Annotated in this window: 16 protein-coding genes and 1 riboswitch; of the genes, 9 read left to right on the top strand and 7 right to left on the bottom strand. The window is 59.0% G+C overall.

Annotation, left to right across the window (positions count from 1 at the left end; genetic code table 11):
• Positions 1–123: 123 nt before the first annotated feature.
• Genes L3X40_RS01325 through L3X40_RS01315 form a run of 3 tightly spaced genes read left to right on the top strand, consistent with a single transcriptional unit; the run spans position 124 to position 2,557 of the window.
• On the top strand, positions 124–657 hold the full coding sequence (locus tag L3X40_RS01325) for a DUF2141 domain-containing protein (protein WP_237364008.1): 534 nt from the start codon (positions 124–126) through the stop codon (positions 655–657).
• A gap of 14 nt (positions 658–671) precedes the next feature.
• Positions 672–1,643, top strand: a complete 972-nt coding sequence (locus tag L3X40_RS01320; protein WP_237364007.1) for a diacylglycerol/lipid kinase family protein — start codon at positions 672–674, stop codon at positions 1,641–1,643.
• 47 nt (positions 1,644–1,690) lie between these two features.
• Complete coding sequence (locus tag L3X40_RS01315) at positions 1,691–2,557, top strand: hypothetical protein (protein WP_237364150.1); 867 nt, start codon at positions 1,691–1,693, stop codon at positions 2,555–2,557.
• On the opposite strand, the gene L3X40_RS01310 is transcribed toward L3X40_RS01315, so the two are convergent.
• From L3X40_RS01310 to L3X40_RS01300, 3 genes are all read right to left on the bottom strand, one after another.
• A complete protein-coding gene (locus L3X40_RS01310; RefSeq protein ID WP_237364006.1) occupies positions 2,514–4,400 on the bottom strand; it encodes an ATP-binding protein in 1,887 nt (628 codons plus the stop codon). The two genes, L3X40_RS01315 and L3X40_RS01310, sit on opposite strands and share 44 nt — an antisense overlap.
• A gap of 208 nt (positions 4,401–4,608) precedes the next feature.
• Positions 4,609–5,814, bottom strand: coding sequence for a serine palmitoyltransferase (spt, locus tag L3X40_RS01305; RefSeq protein ID WP_237364005.1), 1,206 nt, complete (start codon positions 5,812–5,814; stop codon positions 4,609–4,611).
• A 55-nt stretch (positions 5,815–5,869) separates the two neighbouring features.
• On the bottom strand, positions 5,870–6,112 hold the full coding sequence (locus L3X40_RS01300; RefSeq protein ID WP_237364004.1) for an acyl carrier protein: 243 nt from the start codon (positions 6,110–6,112) through the stop codon (positions 5,870–5,872).
• Positions 6,113–6,257: 145 nt separating this feature from the next.
• Here L3X40_RS01300 and L3X40_RS01295 point away from each other — a divergent pair, with 145 nt between their 5' ends.
• On the top strand, positions 6,258–6,818 hold the full coding sequence (locus L3X40_RS01295) for a Pycsar system effector family protein (RefSeq protein ID WP_237364003.1): 561 nt from the start codon (positions 6,258–6,260) through the stop codon (positions 6,816–6,818).
• A 7-nt stretch (positions 6,819–6,825) separates the two neighbouring features.
• Here the strand turns inward: L3X40_RS01295 and L3X40_RS01290 are convergent, their stop codons facing one another.
• Complete coding sequence (locus tag L3X40_RS01290) at positions 6,826–8,310, bottom strand: oligosaccharide flippase family protein (protein ID WP_237364002.1); 1,485 nt, start codon at positions 8,308–8,310, stop codon at positions 6,826–6,828.
• 170 nt (positions 8,311–8,480) lie between these two features.
• On the opposite strand from L3X40_RS01290, the gene L3X40_RS01285 reads away from it, so the two are divergent.
• The 5 genes from L3X40_RS01285 (at position 8,481) to L3X40_RS01265 (ending at position 13,524) form a co-directional block, all read left to right on the top strand.
• Positions 8,481–10,184: a type I secretion system permease/ATPase gene (locus L3X40_RS01285; protein WP_237364001.1), complete on the top strand. Its 1,704-nt coding sequence runs from the start codon at positions 8,481–8,483 to the stop codon at positions 10,182–10,184.
• A 112-nt stretch (positions 10,185–10,296) separates the two neighbouring features.
• Positions 10,297–10,572, top strand: a complete 276-nt coding sequence (locus tag L3X40_RS01280) for a hypothetical protein (RefSeq protein WP_237364000.1) — start codon at positions 10,297–10,299, stop codon at positions 10,570–10,572.
• A gap of 54 nt (positions 10,573–10,626) precedes the next feature.
• Positions 10,627–10,828: riboswitch (cobalamin riboswitch) on the top strand.
• Positions 10,829–10,943: 115 nt separating this feature from the next.
• Positions 10,944–11,789 (top strand): ABC transporter substrate-binding protein, encoded by an 846-nt coding sequence (locus tag L3X40_RS01275; protein ID WP_237363998.1) that lies wholly within the window; start codon positions 10,944–10,946, stop codon positions 11,787–11,789.
• Positions 11,786–12,751, top strand: a complete 966-nt coding sequence (locus tag L3X40_RS01270) for a FecCD family ABC transporter permease (protein WP_237363996.1) — start codon at positions 11,786–11,788, stop codon at positions 12,749–12,751. Before L3X40_RS01275 ends, L3X40_RS01270 begins: the two co-directional genes overlap by 4 nt.
• Entirely contained in the window at positions 12,751–13,524 is a 774-nt protein-coding gene (locus L3X40_RS01265) for an ABC transporter ATP-binding protein (RefSeq protein ID WP_237363994.1), read from the top strand. Before L3X40_RS01270 ends, L3X40_RS01265 begins: the two co-directional genes overlap by 1 nt.
• 9 nt (positions 13,525–13,533) lie before the next feature.
• Here the strand turns inward: L3X40_RS01265 and L3X40_RS01260 are convergent, their stop codons facing one another.
• The 3 genes from L3X40_RS01260 to obgE all read right to left on the bottom strand — a co-directional run bounded on the left by L3X40_RS01260 (position 13,534) and on the right by obgE (position 16,786).
• A complete protein-coding gene (locus L3X40_RS01260) occupies positions 13,534–14,466 on the bottom strand; it encodes an NAD-dependent epimerase/dehydratase family protein (RefSeq protein WP_237363991.1) in 933 nt (310 codons plus the stop codon).
• Positions 14,467–14,624: 158 nt separating this feature from the next.
• Positions 14,625–15,755 (bottom strand): glutamate 5-kinase, encoded by a 1,131-nt coding sequence (gene proB, locus L3X40_RS01255; RefSeq protein ID WP_237363989.1) that lies wholly within the window; start codon positions 15,753–15,755, stop codon positions 14,625–14,627.
• Positions 15,740–16,786, bottom strand: a complete 1,047-nt coding sequence (gene obgE, locus L3X40_RS01250) for a GTPase ObgE (RefSeq protein WP_237363987.1) — start codon at positions 16,784–16,786, stop codon at positions 15,740–15,742. Before obgE ends, proB begins: the two co-directional genes overlap by 16 nt.
• Between the last annotated feature and the right edge of the window lie 50 nt (positions 16,787–16,836).

Below are 16,836 nucleotides of genomic sequence, written 5' to 3'. Positions count from 1 at the left end.
CAATATATGGTCGTCCCATCACCATGTTTTGGCCGCAAATAAATTCCATATCATCAGGCGGGGCGAACGGGGCCAAGCCAGTCTGCGATCAGGCGGGCTATAGCTTCCAGGAGTGTGTTGGTCATGTTGAAATTTAACGGAAAGGGTGTTGGTGCTGTGCTTTTGGCCGCTGCTGCCACATTTCTGCCGTTTGGCGTCCATGCAGAGGCGGCATTGGGGCCGCAGGCGGACCTTTGTAATACCAATGCCAGTGCGGTTCTTGTCCAGATCGAGGGCATCAAGAGCCGGACGGGGAATATCCGCGTGCAGTTGTACAGCAACAACCCCAAGACGTTTCTTGAAAAGGGCGAATATCTGGAGCGGATAGAGCTGCCAGTCACGCCCAACGGCCTGATGAATGTGTGCGTGCCCGTGCCCAAGCCAGGCAATTATGCCGTCTATGTCCGGCATGATGCCAATGGCAACGGCAAGAGCGACCGCAGCGATGGCGGCGGTTTTTCGGGGAATCCCGATGTCAGCCTATTCGATATGATGGCCAAGAAAAAGCCGAGCATGAGCAAAGCGGAGTTTTCCGTCGGGGCACAGACCCGGCCGATCAAGATCATTCTCAATTATGTTCAGGGGCTCTCTTTCCAGCCGCTGAAACAATATAGATAGGCGGTCAGGCAGCAATGGTATGCGTAGCGCTTTTGTCCAATCCGAAATCGACGGGCAATCGCGCCATGCTGCCTCGCGTTCGCAGTTACTGCGCCAATCATCCAGATATTTTCCACTATGAAGTGGAGCATGCCGATCAGATTGGTCGAGCGCTGCAGACCATAGCGCAGGTCGAACCCGCCGTCATCGTCATCAATGGCGGCGACGGCACGGTGCAGGCAGCACTGACCGAATTATATCAGGGCGAACATTTCAAGGGCACGGTGCCGCCGATTGCTGTGTTGCCTAACGGCAAGACGAACCTGATCGCGCTTGACCTTGGCACCTATGGCGATCCGTTGAAAGCGCTCGACCGGATCGTCGAAATTGCGAAGACCGGGCTTGATCAGCATATCGTCGTGCGGGAACTGATTTCCCTGTCGGATGGACGGGTCGGAAGCCGGCCGGTGCTGGGCATGTTCCTTGGCGGGGCGGGGCTGGCCGATTATATTCTCTATTGCCGCAACCGGATCTATCCGCTGGGGCTTTCCAACGGGTTGAGCCATTTTCTTACCGCCATGGCGGTCGTTTTCTCGTTGCTGCTTGGCATAGGTGGTAAATATATGCCGCCCAAAACCCGGCCGATTCAGGTGTCACTGATTAGAGAGGGACAGTTGCGGGGTCGTTTTTCTCTCCTGATTGTCACAACGCTGGAAAGGCTGTTATTGGGTGCGCGGGCAGGCAGCACCGATGCAAAAGGCAGCATGAAACTGATGGCGGTTGACCAGAGCATCCCAGCCTTGTTCCGTATGCTGTTCGCGAGTGTTTCGGGCCAACTTGGCAAACATGAACTGGCAGGTATCCATCTGGGACGCGGCGACATGATCCGTATCGAGGGCGACCGCAGCAGCGTGATACTGGATGGCGAGTTGTTTCAGGCCGATGCGGGCAATGCCATTGTGTTGACATCGACCGCGCCTGTGCCGTTCCTGCGCCTGGCGGCGTGACATCCCTTTCCGAACTGGTCGCGGCAGAGCTTGCCGAGCCTGTGGATATGCGTGTGACCGCTATGGCGAAGGCGCTGGCCGGGCACTATCCCGGTGCTGCGCGGGCCGTACTGTTCTATGGTTCTTGTTTGCGCATGGAGCAACTGGACGGGCTTATGCTCGATTTTTATCTGATCGTTTCGGATTATCGCGCAGCATATGGCAAGCGCTGGCTTGCTATGGCAAACCGGATCATCCCGCCCAATGTCTTTCCCTTTGCCCATGATGGTCTTGCCGCCAAATATGCGGTGTTGAGCGAAGCAGATTTCGCCCGGTTGAACCTGCCGGATGCGGACAATGTATCGGTGTGGGCGCGCTTTGCGCAGCCATCTCGACTGGTGTGGTTCGCCGATAATGCGGCGCGTGATGCGGCAATAGGGGCAGTAGCACGGGCGGCGCCCACGCTATTGACGCTTGCTGCGCCCGCTGCTCAGAAAATGGTCGGGCAGGGAGCAAAGGACAACGACCTGCATATATGGCGCACAGGCTTTGCGCTGACCTATGACGCTGAATTACGTGCCGAGCGCAAGGATCGATCGGCGTCGATCGTCGATGTAGATGCGGGGCGGTATCGCCGCTTTACGGCCCCCGCGCTGACTGCGGCGGGATTGACGCAAAGCCAGCGATTTTCGCCTGAGGATGTGGAAGCCAATGCCGCGCGTTGGCGGGCATTGCAACGGCGGGGAAAACGGCTGACGTTGTTGCGCCTTGCCAAGGCCAGTTTCACCTTTGCCGGGGGGATCGATTATCTCGCCTGGAAAATAAACCGCCATGCAGGGGCGCAGATAACGATCAAGCCCTGGCAACGACGCTGGCCACTGCTGGGCGCTGTCAGCTTGTTACCGCGGCTGTTTGCCCGTGGTGCGATTCGCTAGCGGGCGCGGCCTGCCCATGGCCCATGGCATTGGCGATGGCGGTCGACAGCGTTAAAATGGTGTAGGGCTTGCGCAATACCTCATAGCCCGCAAACATGGCCGCATCCTCGACATCGCCCGCAAAGCCGGTCACAAACAGTACCGGAATATGCGGATGCGAATGGCGCAACATGGCGATCATTTCAGGACCGGTCATGTCGGGCATCAGGACGTCGGAAATAATAAGTCCGATCTTGTCATGATGGGCTAATATCTGTGCGGCTTTGCTGGGATGGTCGCATGCGACAGGATGATGGCCCAACTCCACCAGCGCATCAAACGTCGCCGAAAGAACGCGCGGGTCATCCTCGACTACCAGTATTTCGATGCCGACAGCATGGGGCAGGGTTTCATCGGTTGCCTTGGACGTAGCAGGAAGGACGCTTTGTTCGCTGTCGACCTGATAACGGGGCAGATAGAGACTGACTTCGGTTCCCTTGCCGACCTCTGATTCAATGTGGATTTCTCCGCGGCATTGACCAACGAAGCCGAAAATCTGGCTCAGGCCCAGACCTGTTCCCTTACCCACCGGCTTGGTCGTAAAAAACGGTTCGAAAGCGCGGGTGAGCACGTCTGGCGGCATGCCGCAACCGGTGTCCCGCACGCCTATCACAACATAGTCGCCTGCCACGCACTCGCCTATTTCTTGTGCGGCGAGTTGCACCTGTCGGGTCGTGATGGTGAGAGTGCCTTTTCCGTCCATGGCATCGCGCGCATTGACCGCGAGATTCAGCATCGCATTTTCAAGCTGATGGCGATCGACCCATATCTTCCACCCGTTTGATTCCTGTATTGTTTCGACGCGAATCTGATCGCCGATGGTGCGGTCGATCAGATCGGTCATGCCGTTGATAAGGACATCAGGGTCAAGCGTGTCGGGCAACAGGGGTTCGGAACGGGCAAAAGCGAGCAGCCGCCGGGTCAGCGCCGATGCCCTGTTGGCGCCCTCCATCGCATTGGCGATATGGCGTTCGGCATGGGCAGGGTCCTGGTGCATCTTGCGTCGGGCCAGTTCCAGACCGCCGACGACAACAGCCAGCATATTGTTGAAGTCATGGGCGATACCGCCGGTCAATTGCCCTACTGCCTCCATCTTCTGCATCTGACGCAGGCTTTCTTCGGCCTGAGCACGCTCCGCCGCTTCCCGACGCAGGCTTTCGTTGGCGATTTCCAGTTCATGGGTCCGTTCCGTCACCGCATCCTCAAGATCGGCCGCACGCAATGATTCCGCTTCGGCGAGACGGCGGGCGTTGCGCCGGTCGCTGATCGCGGCATTTGCTGCCCAGCCCATGCCGAGTGCACCCACCAATATGATCAGCCCGAAAATTCGGTAGGTGCTCGACAGGTTTTCCGATCGCGTTTCCGATGCGCTGACAGCGGCGCTACGCTTTTCAAGGACGACTTCCTCTACCTTGATTACCTGGCTTAGCAGCGAAGTGATCCGGCTGAGGCTTTCGGCTTTTCCCGCCTGGTGGAAACGGGCAAGTGCGCCCATTTTCTGATCATAGCTGGTCCGTAACGCAATGTCGTCAAGTTCACGACCGCGCTCCATATAGGCATCGTGCAATTGCGCGACCAGCGCCGTTTGCCGCGGACTATCGCGGGTTTGTCGTGCGAGCAGTTCAAGCTGCTGGCCCGCTTTTCGCCATTCCGACTGATAAAGGCGGCCCACATTCTTGTCGGTACTGATCACATAGCGGGCGAGAATATATTCGGACTTGGCAATGGTTCCATCAAGTGCGCGGGCAATGTTCATCACCATGAAGCTATGGCGCTGGGACGCCAGCGCTTCGTCGCGCTCCATGCTCGCCTGTGAAACGAAATACAAAAGAGCAGCAAGTGTCAGCGACAGACCGGCTGCAAAAAACAGCGGCAGAAAGCGTCCTATTGGTGCCCATAGCGGGGCATTCGGCTCATCAGTGTATATGGCATGGCCTCCAGCTAGCTGTCACCATAGCCCAAGCGGCAACACCTGAAAAGACACCGTTTCGACGCCAATTCGGTGGTATTTTCTACGCTATGCAACCCACAGCGCGACCGGCCTGAGCGAACACTTCCAATATCTTTTCGACCTGTTCGCCTGAATGCTCCGCGCATAAGGAGCAGCGCAGCAAATAGGTGCCAGCAGGTGTTGCGGGCGGGCGAGCCATATTCACATAGAGGCCAAGTTCCAGCAGCGCCTGCCACATGGCGACGGCCTGCGCCTGATCGGTAAGGATGACTGCAATGATTGCCGATTGCGGGGTCTGGGTGCCCAGCTTGAAGCCCAACTCGGTCAGTCCATTGTGCAATCGACGGCTGTTTTCCCATAGGTGCGCCCGCTTGTCGCCAGCATGCATCAGCTTGCGAATGGACGCGGCAGCCGTGGCAACCACGCTGGGCGGCAATGAGGCGGTAAAGACATAGGGGCGGCAAACCAGGCGCAGCACTTCGAATTTGGGATGGTTGGAAACACAAAAGCCGCCGACGGTCCCGACGCTTTTTGAAAAGGTGCCGACAACAAAGTCGATGTCGTTCTCGCAACCCAATTCTTCGAACACACCCCGGCCGTTCGCGCCGAAAAAGCCCATGCCATGCGCTTCATCGCACAGGATCATGGTGTTAGGATGTTTCTTCACCGCCGCGACCATATCGGGAAGCGGCGCAATGTCGCCAAGCATCGAATAGACGCCTTCCAGCACCACCAGCTTTTGCGCTTCGGCGGGCAATCGGCCCAGACGCTTGTCCAGATCCTCGACGTTGTTGTGACGGAAGCGGACGATTTCGGCGTTGCCCAGTGCGCAGCCGTCATAGATGGAGGCATGGCTGTCGGCGTCCAGGATGACGTAATCGCCCTTGCCCGCCAATGTGGAGATCATGCCCAGATTCGCCTGATAGCCGGTTGAAAAAACCATGGCGTATTCAGTGCCGTAAAATTCCTTGAGCGCGTCCTCGCATTCCCGATGCCCCTGATAGGTGCCATTGAGGACGCGGCTGCCGGTCGTGCCCGACCCGAAATTGTCGAGAGCGTCCTTGCCGGCCTGAATGACGTCGGGGTCAAAGGTCATGCCCATATAATTATAGGTGCCGAGTAGGATGGTCTCCTTGCCTTTGATGATGGCAAGAGTAGGCGATTTCACTTCATCCATTACAATGGAAAACGGGTCGCGCACGCCGGTCGCAAGCAACGCCTCGCGTTCAGCAATCAGGGCGTCGAATTTGGAAAAAAGATCAGTCATTCCATACTTTCACATCGGTGATCATGCTGAATATGTTCAGCATGACGAAAATTCTTTAGCCTTTCAGCTTTGCCACCGCATCCACAAGCTGTCCTATGGTTTCGATCTCAGCCTGCATGTTCATGGTGATGATGATGTCGAATTCATCCTCTATCGCTGCAACGAAGTCCATGACCGTCAGGCTGTCCCATTCCAGATCGCCCGCGAAAGTCGTGGCTTCCGTTAAATCCACGCCTTTTTTGTTGAAAGGCTCGATCTGCGTTGCAACGCTGTCGAATATGTCCTGACGGTTGTCCATGCTGTAAAGATTCCCAAAGTGCCGACGCGATTGCTTGTCAACAGAAACACCCCTTTGGCAAGCGAATAAGGCGGCAATCGGGCATGATCTTGCCCTAATGTGTAAAGGGTGCGATGCTCAGAATGTTTCCCGGGGGTACGGGTCGATGGCGGAGCTACAGACAATCGAAACAGGCAAGGACAGGCCGGATGCGCCGCGTCACCTGTCCGTTCATTCCATCCATCTGGTTCGAACCTCGCAGCAGATGCAAATGCAACTCAGCCAGATGGCCGATCAGAAAGCGAGCATGCTGATGGGGGCCGCATTCGTGGTTTTCACGCTGTCGATGGGACAAATACGTAGCGGTACATTATTCGCTCCGTTCGCGATCCTGACCTTTGCATGCTTCTTTGCCGCCGTCTTTGCGGTGATGACGGTATTGCCCAAGGTCACGCATGTTCACGGACCTGTAGGCGCGGACGACAACATCCTGTTCTTTGGCATTTTTACCGGACTAAGCGAGGCGGATTATATCGACCGGGTCATCGACCGGATGGAAGATGACGAAGCCGTTTGCCGTACCATGTTGCGGGATGTCTATCAAAACGGGCAGGTCCTCCAGCGCAAGAAATACCGCTATTTAAGCTATGCCTATCGCATTTTCCTGGTCGGTCTGGTGCTCAGTTTTGTGACATTCATTGGGGAATGGCTAACCGGGCGTTTCTAGGTCCTGATTACTCCCCGGTGTTGCGCAATATCCATGACGGCACGATGCGATGTCCGGTCGCCCCGTCCAGCAGTGCCAGCGCCTTCATCAAGGCTTCCCATTCGGAACGCACCAGCAAAACCGCCCAGATGACGAGGGCAGCGGCCGTCAAGCCCGTCGCATTCCACCAATTCTGCCCAAAGAACTGGATAGTCAGCAGAAGCAACATCGCGCCGCTCGCAAAATAGAGGAAGCGGCTGCCCCCGTGCATCAGCGGCCGACCCAGGGCGCGGTTCACCATCACCAGGCCGACCATGAATGCGAGGCATTCGGCAAAAATAAAGCCGCTGATAATACCCTCCATGCCGCCCAGCAGCGCCAGACCCGCTATGGCGGCGGGAAAGGCGATCATCCGCACTATATTGTTGATCATGACGATATGACTCAAGCCCGCGCCGATCGCCGCGGTTCCCGGCCATGTACGAATAAAACGGATCGTCTGCAAAATGGCGATCAAGGCGATGGGAAGCAATCCGATTTCAAATCGTGTGCCATAAAGGATGGGCACGGCAAAAGGCGCAACCAGAACAAAGCCAAACTGCATGGCTATGCCGATGAGGACGGTCTGGCTGGCAAAGGCGCGGCTGGCCCGGTCCCATGCGGCAGGGTCGGAATGCCGTGCCGAAATACGCGGCAAATAGGCGGTCGCCATAAAGCGTGCGAGCATTCCAGAGGGGTAGAAGATCAATAATGCAACCGCCGAATAATGACCCAGTTCAGCAACGCCCAGCTGATTGGAAATGAAAATCCGGTCGCCCTGTCCGCCAATGAAGATCAACAGGCCATTGATGATCAGTGGCCAGGCAAAGCGCGCCAGACGCGGCGCATAAGGCCGCGCGTAGCCCATCGCGTAGCGCCGTTGCGCTATGATATGCGATACGACGACCGTCACCAGCGAACGTGCGATCAGACCATAGAGGATCGCGGTGAAATCCCGTACGATCAGCACGGCGACCGTCGTTGCGATCAGGCTGCCGATTTCAGCATACATGATGATATTGCCCTCACCGCGAAAATCGCTGCTGCGCTGCTGGCGGCGAAAATCCCAATGGACAAAGCCCATGATCAGGGACGAAATCGCCAGTATAGCCATTTCGGGCGCCAACTGCGGCGCACCCGACAGACGGGAAATGGGACCGGCGAGCAGGATGAGGCCGACAGCGATCAGCAGCCCCCGCCCAAAGGAAATCAGATGAACAAGGTTCATCAGGGCGGGATCGTCTCCTCCCCGGTCCTGAACCAGAAAACGGTCGCTGCCACTGTCGGTGACGGATTCGAAAAACTGCGCGGTCAGAATCAATATCGCGGCGAGGCCGAGTTGTTCAGGCCCGAGGATGCGGGCGAGAACCGTATAGCGGGCTAGCGCGCACAATTGCGCCACGCCGGAGGCCATGAGAAAGGCCTTGGTGCCGCGGCGGCCGTGCCCTGATTGGGGCTTTGGCTCATGGGTCAAGCTCGGTTCACTCCCTGTGGCCATATTCGCCAGCTATTATTGCTTTCGCCTACGCAAAAAACGGATGCAAATAAAGCTGCATGCCGGATCGGATCAATTTGCGATGCCGATGGCAAGGGCCATGATGGTAATCATCGTCAGGGTGCAAGCCATTATCGGAGACAAACCACATGGGCGCCACCGCCCGGCAGGGTGAAAGCGAACCGCCGTCCCGGATCGCAGCTATCCTCAAGAAATCGAAATCGGCGTTTTACGGCATTTTCGTTTTGAGCGCGGCGCTCAACGTGCTGCTGCTGGGTGGCGCAATCTATATGATGATGGTCTATGATATCGTTCTGCCTGCGGGCAGCCTGCCGACGCTTGCCGGTTTGTTGATGCTGGTCATCCTCGTCTATCTGTTCCAGGGAATAATGGATATCATTCGCGCCCGGCTGCTCAGCCGGGTCAGCGCCACCATCGACCATGATCTGAATGGCGAGATATTCCAGCTCATTCAGCAATTTTCCATTGAACGTCCGGGCCAGGGGGAAAGCCTGCAACCCGTTCGCGACCTTGACCAGATTCGTAATTTCCTGTCGAGCGGGGGGCCGCTGGCTTTTGCGGACTTGCCCTGGATGGTTTTCTTCATCGTCGTTCTCATGCTGTTGCATTGGGCATTGGGGTTAACGGTCCTGATTGGCGCACTGGTGCTGCTTGGCCTCACTTTTTCCGCCGACCGTTTGACCCGCGTGCCGACACAGGCCGCCAGTCAATGTGCGGGTCTGCGCCTTGCGGTTGCCGAAACCAGTCGCCGTCATGCCGAAGTGCTCAAGGCGATGGCGATGGGCGGCAACCTCCAGAGACATTGGACAATATACAGCCGCCGCTTCCTGGAGACGCAGCAGACCATGGCCGACACCGCTGCGACGCTGGGCAGCGCGAGCAAGATGCTTCGCATGTTGCTACAATCGCTGGTGCTGACGGTTGGGGCGATACTGGTCATCGATGGCAAGGCGACGGGTGGTATTATTTTTGCCAGTTCCATCCTTGCTTCACGCGCACTTGCGCCGGTCGAACAGGCCATCGGCCATTGGCGGGGCCTGACTGCTGCACGGCAAAGCTGGCGACGGCTGGAAGAATATTTGCCGCTGTTACGGCAGGAAGAGGATCGGCTGGATCTGCCTGTGCCTTGCCAGGATTTACGGATCGAGAATCTGGCTATCGCTCCGCCGGGCGTGGCGCAGTCAACTCTGGCGGGGATCAGTTTCCGGTTGGTGGCGGGGGAAGCATTGGGCATCATCGGACCCAGCGGATCAGGAAAATCCACGCTGGTTCGCGCACTTGCCGGCATCTGGCCCGCCGTTCATGGTCATGTCCGGCTGGACGGTGCGACGCTCGACCAATATGCGCCGGAAAAGCGGGGGCGGGCTATTGGCTACCTACCGCAGAACGTCGAACTGCTCGACGGGAGCATATCGGACAATATCGCACGCTTTTCGCCAGATGCCGCCACTACGGATATAATTGCCGCTGCGCAGATGGCCGGTGTGCACGACATGATAAAACGGATGTCGCACGGCTATGGATCACCTGTCGGCCCGAATGGCGCCTTTCTGTCCGCCGGACAGAGGCAGCGGATTGCATTGGCGCGCGCCCTGTACGGCAATCCGTTCCTTTTGGTTCTCGATGAACCCAATTCCAATCTGGACCCCGATGGCGAAGCGGCCCTGATGGTTGCGGTTGAAGCTGTTCGGGCGAGGGGCGGCATTGTCCTGCTGGTTGCGCACCGGCGATCGATATTATCCTCGGTCAACTTGATCCTTCACCTGAGTGGCGGGCGGGCCAAGGCGATTGGTCCGCGTGAAAAGTTGCTGGCGGATTTGATGGCCAGCTGAAACCTTCGTTTCGGACCAATATTTGCGGTGGAATGATGGCCGGATTTACCAGTTGTTAACCACATGTGCGTCACTATCGGCCCATGCAATAATGGACAGACAGGAACCTCTCATGGCAGCGCTTCCCAATTCCGAACAGGACGGTGTCAGGACGGATTCCAGTCCCGCAAATGTCGTTATGCCCCTCTATTTCGCCAGAGCGGCAGGTGGCCCGGTCGCGGCCCTGCATTCCGAAATCGAGGCGAGACTGACGCCATGTGATGTCATTCCCCTCCCGATGGTCAATCGTGACTGGCGGAGCCGCTTTGAAGAAGCCTTGTCCATGTGTGTCGGCTTTCTCGCATTGGGCGGGTTCGTGGCCGGCCTCGCATCGATGTTCGTGCGTTAAGGCCAGCGCCTCCACTACGCTATTAGCTGCTTGCGCTCCTGGCGACCGCACACTATCAATCGCGCCGCGACAGGTTCCCGGAGACGGGATGAAAAGGGAAGCCGGAAGTGGACGATCCGATCCATGAGCCGGTGCTGCCCCCGCAACTGTAATCGGCGAGTCCGCGCTCCATAGGCCACTGGAACTGATCCGGGAAGGCAGAGTGACAGGATAATGACCCGAGAGCCAGGAGACCTGCCTGACGCAGTCGTTCTTTCGTGCGGACGGGGTGTGCCGGGCGATCGAGGAGTTCCTCGTGTGACGACATGTGTCGGGGTCATGCCAAATCGGGCTGCGTGACTCCCTGTGTTGCTCAAGCGAGGGGAATGTCCATGCGCGCCGTCATTGTTCTCGCTCTTCTTGGAATGTTGGCGGTATCGCCCGCCGCAAGTGCACCGGCGGCTCCCCCAAAGCCGCATCGCATTGTGTCCCTCAACCCATGTCTTGATTCAGTGCTGGTACGAATTGCGGATCCCGAACAGATCGCCGCGATCAGCCATTATTCGCATGACCCGCGCGCAACTTCCATTATTCCGCTGGCACAGGCGCTGCGTTTTCCTATTACATCCGGGACCGCAGAGGAAGTGATCGCAAAGCAGGCAGATCTCGTCATTGCCGGTCCCCATGTCGCCCTGCCGACCATTCATGCCCTGCAAAAATTGGGCATTCCGCTGATACAGATGGGCGTCCCTCAAAGCGTTGCCGACAGTCGAAAAGAAATCAGCCGGCTCGCGGCGGCGATTGGCCAGTCGACGCGCGGTAAACGGTTGAATGCCGCTATAGACGCCGCGCTCGACCGGGCCGAACCCCACGACCAGGCGTTGGTCCCCGCGTTGATCTGGCAGGGCGGGGGGATGGTGCCGGGAGCGGGCACATTGGCAGATGAACTGCTGCGCCGGACAGGCTTCGCCAATATGAGCAGCGCTTACGGTTTGCAGCAATGGGACGTTCTGCCCATCGAACATCTGCTTGCCCGACCGCCGCGCGTGCTGTTGTCGGTGGGGGCGGAGGGGCAGCGCGATCGTATGCTGTCCCACCCGGTCATGCGGGATCTGTCGAAACATATAGCCATCCGGGCCTATTCGCCGCGCCTGCTCCATTGCGGCGGTCCGACGATCATAGATGCCGTCGATCGCCTGTCGCAGATTCGCCGTTCACTGAAGGCCAAAACGCGATGATCGCCCGTATCAATGTCCTGCTGGGCATGGCCCTGGTGTTTGCCGCCATGCTCTCGCTGATGGCAGGCAAGGTCTGGGTGCCGCTGCATGATTGGGCGAGTGGCGACCTTGCTTCGCTCATTATATTCGAACTTCGTCTGCCCCGCGTGGTTCTGGCGGTGGGGATTGGAGCGGCGCTCGGCATGGCAGGCGCGGTGATGCAGGGTTATTTGCGCAATCCACTGGCTGATCCGGGCCTGTTCGGCGTGTCGTCCAGTGCCGCATTGGGCGCGGTGGCGTCACTGTTTTTCGGCTATGCGGCGTCCGCGTTGCTGTTGCCGCTCTTTGCATTGGCGGGTGCTGCGACAGGCATGGGCCTGCTCGCCATGCTGGCCGGGCGGTCGGGCAGTCTCATCCTCTTCACGCTTGCGGGCATGATCCTGTCCAGCCTGACCGGATCGCTGACGGCGCTGATGATCAGTCTTGCCCCTACGCCGTTTGCTGCGTCGGAAATCATTACCTGGCTGATGGGTGCGTTGACCGACCGGAGTTGGGACGATGTGCGCCTCGCGCTGCCGATCATGGCAGCTGGCATGGCGGTGCTGGCCGGAACGGCACGGTCGCTCGATGCACTGACGCTGGGCGAAGCAGCGGCGCGGTCGATGGGGGTCAATACACTGCGATTGCAGTGGCTGGTCGTGCTGGGTGTTGGCCTGACGGTCGGAGCATCGGTGGCCGCCGCCGGAGTCATTGGTTTTGTCGGCCTGATCGTGCCGCATCTGGTTCGCCCACTGGTGGGACATAAACCGTCTGCGGTGTTGCTGCCGTCCGCACTGGCGGGCGCGCTGCTGGTCGTTCTGGCCGACAGTCTGGTCAGAATCATGCCGAGTACGAGCGAGTTGCGGCTGGGCATTGCGATGTCGCTGCTCGGTGCACCCTTTTTCCTTGCCCTCCTGTATCGCATGCGCCGGGAGCTTGTGTGATGGATATGGAATTCAGTGCGCTTGATCTCTCGCTGCGAGGACGCCCTATCCTCGCCAATGTCAGCGGCTGCTTTCGTCAGGGCCGGGTCACGGTGATCCTGGGGGCGAATGGCGCAGGCAAAAGCTCCCTGTTGTCTTGCCTGGCAGGTTTGCGCATGCCCGACGGGGGAGAAATACTCCTTGATAAGCGCTCCCTTCCTGCGATTGACCGTCGTGAGCGGGCGCGTCTGATCGGCCTGTTGCCGCAGCGCGCCGATATTCACTGGGATATCGACGTCACAACGCTTGTCGGCCTGGGCCGCCTGCCGCATCGCGGGCGGTGGAGTATGAATGCCGCCGATCATGCCGCTATTGCCGTCGCTATGGCCGCGACTGATTGCACGCATCTTGCCGATCGCAATGTGCTGCGCCTGTCAGGAGGGGAGCAGGGGCGGGTGTTACTGGCACGCGTATTGGCGGGCGAGCCGCAATGGTTGCTTGCCGACGAACCGCTGGCGAGTCTGGACCCCGGGCATCAGCTCGATGTGCTCGACCGGTTGACGCAATGCGCGCGCGATGGCGCGGGGGTTGTCGTTGTGCTTCACGACCTGACCTTGGCTGCACGTATTGCCGACGATGTGCTGGTGCTGAAGGACGGTGCGGTCGTTGCGGCGGGACCGTGTGCGGCGGTGCTGACCCCGGCCATTCTTGGTATCGCTTATGGCGTGGAAGTGCATATCGGCCAAAGCGCGACGGGTGAACCGTTGATCGTGCCGGTCCGCCGGATCAAGTGACGGCTCGTCCTATCGGAACCAGCCGTTTTCCTGATACCATTTAGCCGTTTTTTTCAGGCCTTCCCGCGTGCCGACTTCTGGTTGCCAGAGTGGCGCGGGCGGGCGTTTAAGTGGGTCAATGACCCAGTCGGGGTGACAGAAATAATTGACCCTGTCGCTGGTCAGCTTCGCATTTTTTCCGCGCAACAGCCGGTCGGTTCTGGCGGCGAGGCGCAGGAGTGGGCGCGGCGTTGCAATCGCAGTGACCCGCTTGCCAACGGCCCACCCTATCGCCCGGCCAAAGGCGCCATGACTCCAGCCGTCATCGACGCCATCGTCCGCCTCGTATAGCGCACCGATGCTGATGTCCCGATCCTGTGCGCAGGCAAGCAGCAGGCGGGCAAGATCCCCTACTTCAACAACCGACAGGCGGCCTTCGGGCGGCAGCAGCACCAGACCGCGCCGTGCGATGCGGAACAGATCGAACATTTCGGTATCCGCCGGACCATAGATGGCGGGCGGACGGATGATGGTCCAGTCGAGACCGCTTGCCATGACAATCTGTTCGGCACAGTGTTTCGACCAGCCATAGTCGGAAAGCTCCGGTTGGCGCGCGGCGAGCGAGGAGACATGGATGAAACGCCTGACGCCCGCCGTTTGCGCGGCGCGGACAACGGTCAGAGTGCCTGCTGCATTGCCAGCTTCAAATCCGGCTTTGTGGGGCGCATTGACGACTCCCGCGATGTGCAGCACGGCGTCCGCATCCGTCATCAGGCTGTTCAGGCTGTCCTCTCGGTCAAGCGCGCCATCCACCCATGTCACGCCCTCCCGATTCGCTTGCGGACGACGGGCCAGGGCATTGACCGCAAGCTTTTCTGTCCGGGCAAGGTCGATCACCGTTTTGCCGACAAACCCGGTTCCGCCGGTTATGGCAAGGTGAAAAACTTCTTCCTGAAGGACCATTTATTCCAACGATTCCGAAAGTGTCTTCGTCATTCCCGCGAAGGCGGGAATCCATCTCCTGAACCGTCCGCTTGTTACAAGGTCGGGAGATGGATTCCCGCCTTCGCGGGAATGACGACGTAAAGGACAATGCGAGAGAAAATCCAGAATCATGGCTATTACAGCATCACCATATGATCGCGGTGCACCATGACGGAACGGGAAACGCTGCCCAAAATGCGCGCAATCTCCTCCGATCGGCAACCGATGATCTTGACGGCATCGCCGCTGTCATATTCGGACAGACCTCGCGCCAGAATGCGGCCATCATCAGTCAGGATGTCCACGGCATCGCCCCGTGCGAACGTGCCTGTCACGGCGCGCACGCCAGCGGGAAGCAGGCTGTTTCCTGCTATCAGCGCCTTTGCCGCGCCGGCATCGACAGTGATATGGCCCCGGATCGTCAGCCGCCCCGCCAACCATTTCTTGCGCGCGCCCTGATTGCTGCCCGAATGAAAGACGGTGCCATGTCCGCTCTGCGCAAAGGCAGTCAGCGGATGATCCTTGTGACCGCTGATGATGGCCAGCGATATGCCCGCGCTATTGGCGATTTTGGCTGCCTCGATTTTGGACACCATGCCGCCCGATCCCATGCCGGACGAAGAGCCGCCATCAGCCATGGCGATGATGTCATCGGTGATCGCCTCAACATGTTCGACCAACGTGGCATCGGGATATTTGTGGGGATTGGCGGTATACAGCCCGTCAATATCCGACAGCAGGACGACCGCGCTGGCGTCGGCCGCCTGCGCGATGCGCGCGGCGAGGCGGTCATTGTCGCCGAAACGGATTTCCTCCGTGGCGACGCTGTCATTTTCATTGACCACCGGCACGACGCCAAGGCCAAGCAGCCGCTCCAGCGTGGCCGATGCGTTCAGATAGCGGCGGCGGTGCTCCAGATCATCGAGTGTCACGAGTATCTGTGCGGCAGTCAGGCCCTTGGCAGCCAGTAATTCCGCCCATTTGTGCGATAGCGCGATCTGACCGACCGCAGCGGCGGCCTGTGCATCCTCGACACAGCTCCGCCCGCCCTTGGCCAGCGCCAGCCGTCGTGCGCCCAATGCGATCGCCCCGGATGAAACGATAATGACCCGCTGGCCCGCCGCATGGCGTTCGGCAATGTCCTCGACAACGGTACTGATCCAGTCCTCACGGATGCGCCCGTCCTTGTCCACCAGCAGGGAGGACCCGATCTTGACGACAATCCGTTTCCAATGGGCGGCATCAAAGCCGTCTATAGCGGTGACCATGCCGAATCTTCCCCCTGATCGGGTTCTTCATCACCTGCATTCGCTGGCGTATCCAGTAACGGGATTACATGATCCAGCAGTTCGTCAATGCCCGCGCCGGTCGCGCCTGAAATGAGGAATATTTCCTCGGCCCCCGCCTCGCGGAGCTGCGCTGCGACATCGTCCATCAATTCGCGGTCAAGCAGGTCGCTTTTGTTGAGCGCCAATAACTGCTGTTTATCCTCCAGACCCGCACCATAAGCGGCCAGTTCATCCTGCACGATGTTCCAGGCGGCGACGGGATCATCGCCTGTCGCGTCGACCAGGTGCAACAGTACGCGGCACCGTTCGACATGTCCCAGAAAGCGGTCGCCGATACCCGCACCCTCCGATGCGCCTTCAATCAGGCCGGGGATGTCGGCGAGTACGAACTCGCGCTCTTTGTGGCTGACGACGCCAAGCTGCGGACGGGTTGTGGTGAAGGGATAGGCCCCAACCTTCGCCTTGGCATTGCTGACGGCGTTGATGAAGGTCGATTTGCCTGCATTGGGAAGCCCGACCAATCCCACATCGGCCAGCAGCTTGAGGCGCAGCCACACCCACATTTCCTCGCCGGGCCAACCAGTGCCATGCTGGCGCGGGGCACGGTTGGTGCTGGTCTTGTAACTGGCGTTGCCCCGTCCGCCATCGCCGCCGCGTAAAAATACCTTGCGTTCGCCTGCTTTGGTGAAGTCGGCCAGCACATGCTCGCCATCGTCGGAAATGACCTGCGTGCCGATTGGCACCTTGATGATCAGATCATCGCCGCCAGCGCCCGTGCGGTTTGTCCCCGCGCCGGGTGCGCCGCGCCGCGCCTTGAAATGCTGCGTGTAGCGAAAATCGATGAGCGTGTTGAGCCCTTCGATCGCTTCGAAAATGATGTCGCCCCCCTTGCCGCCATTCGCGCCGTCGGGGCCACCATATTCAACATATTTTTCGCGCCGGAAACTCACTGCGCCGGGGCCGCCTGCGCCCGAGCGAATGAAGATTTTGGCCTGATCCAGGAAATGCATGAGGGTGCATTTAGGATGGAATGAAGGATTTAGCTAGGGTCTTGGGCCAG

The sequence above is a fragment of the Rhizorhapis sp. SPR117 genome (genome assembly GCF_021742065.1).
The sequence above is the reverse complement of the archived record's forward strand: the minus strand, read 5'-3'. Positions and strand labels throughout refer to the sequence as shown.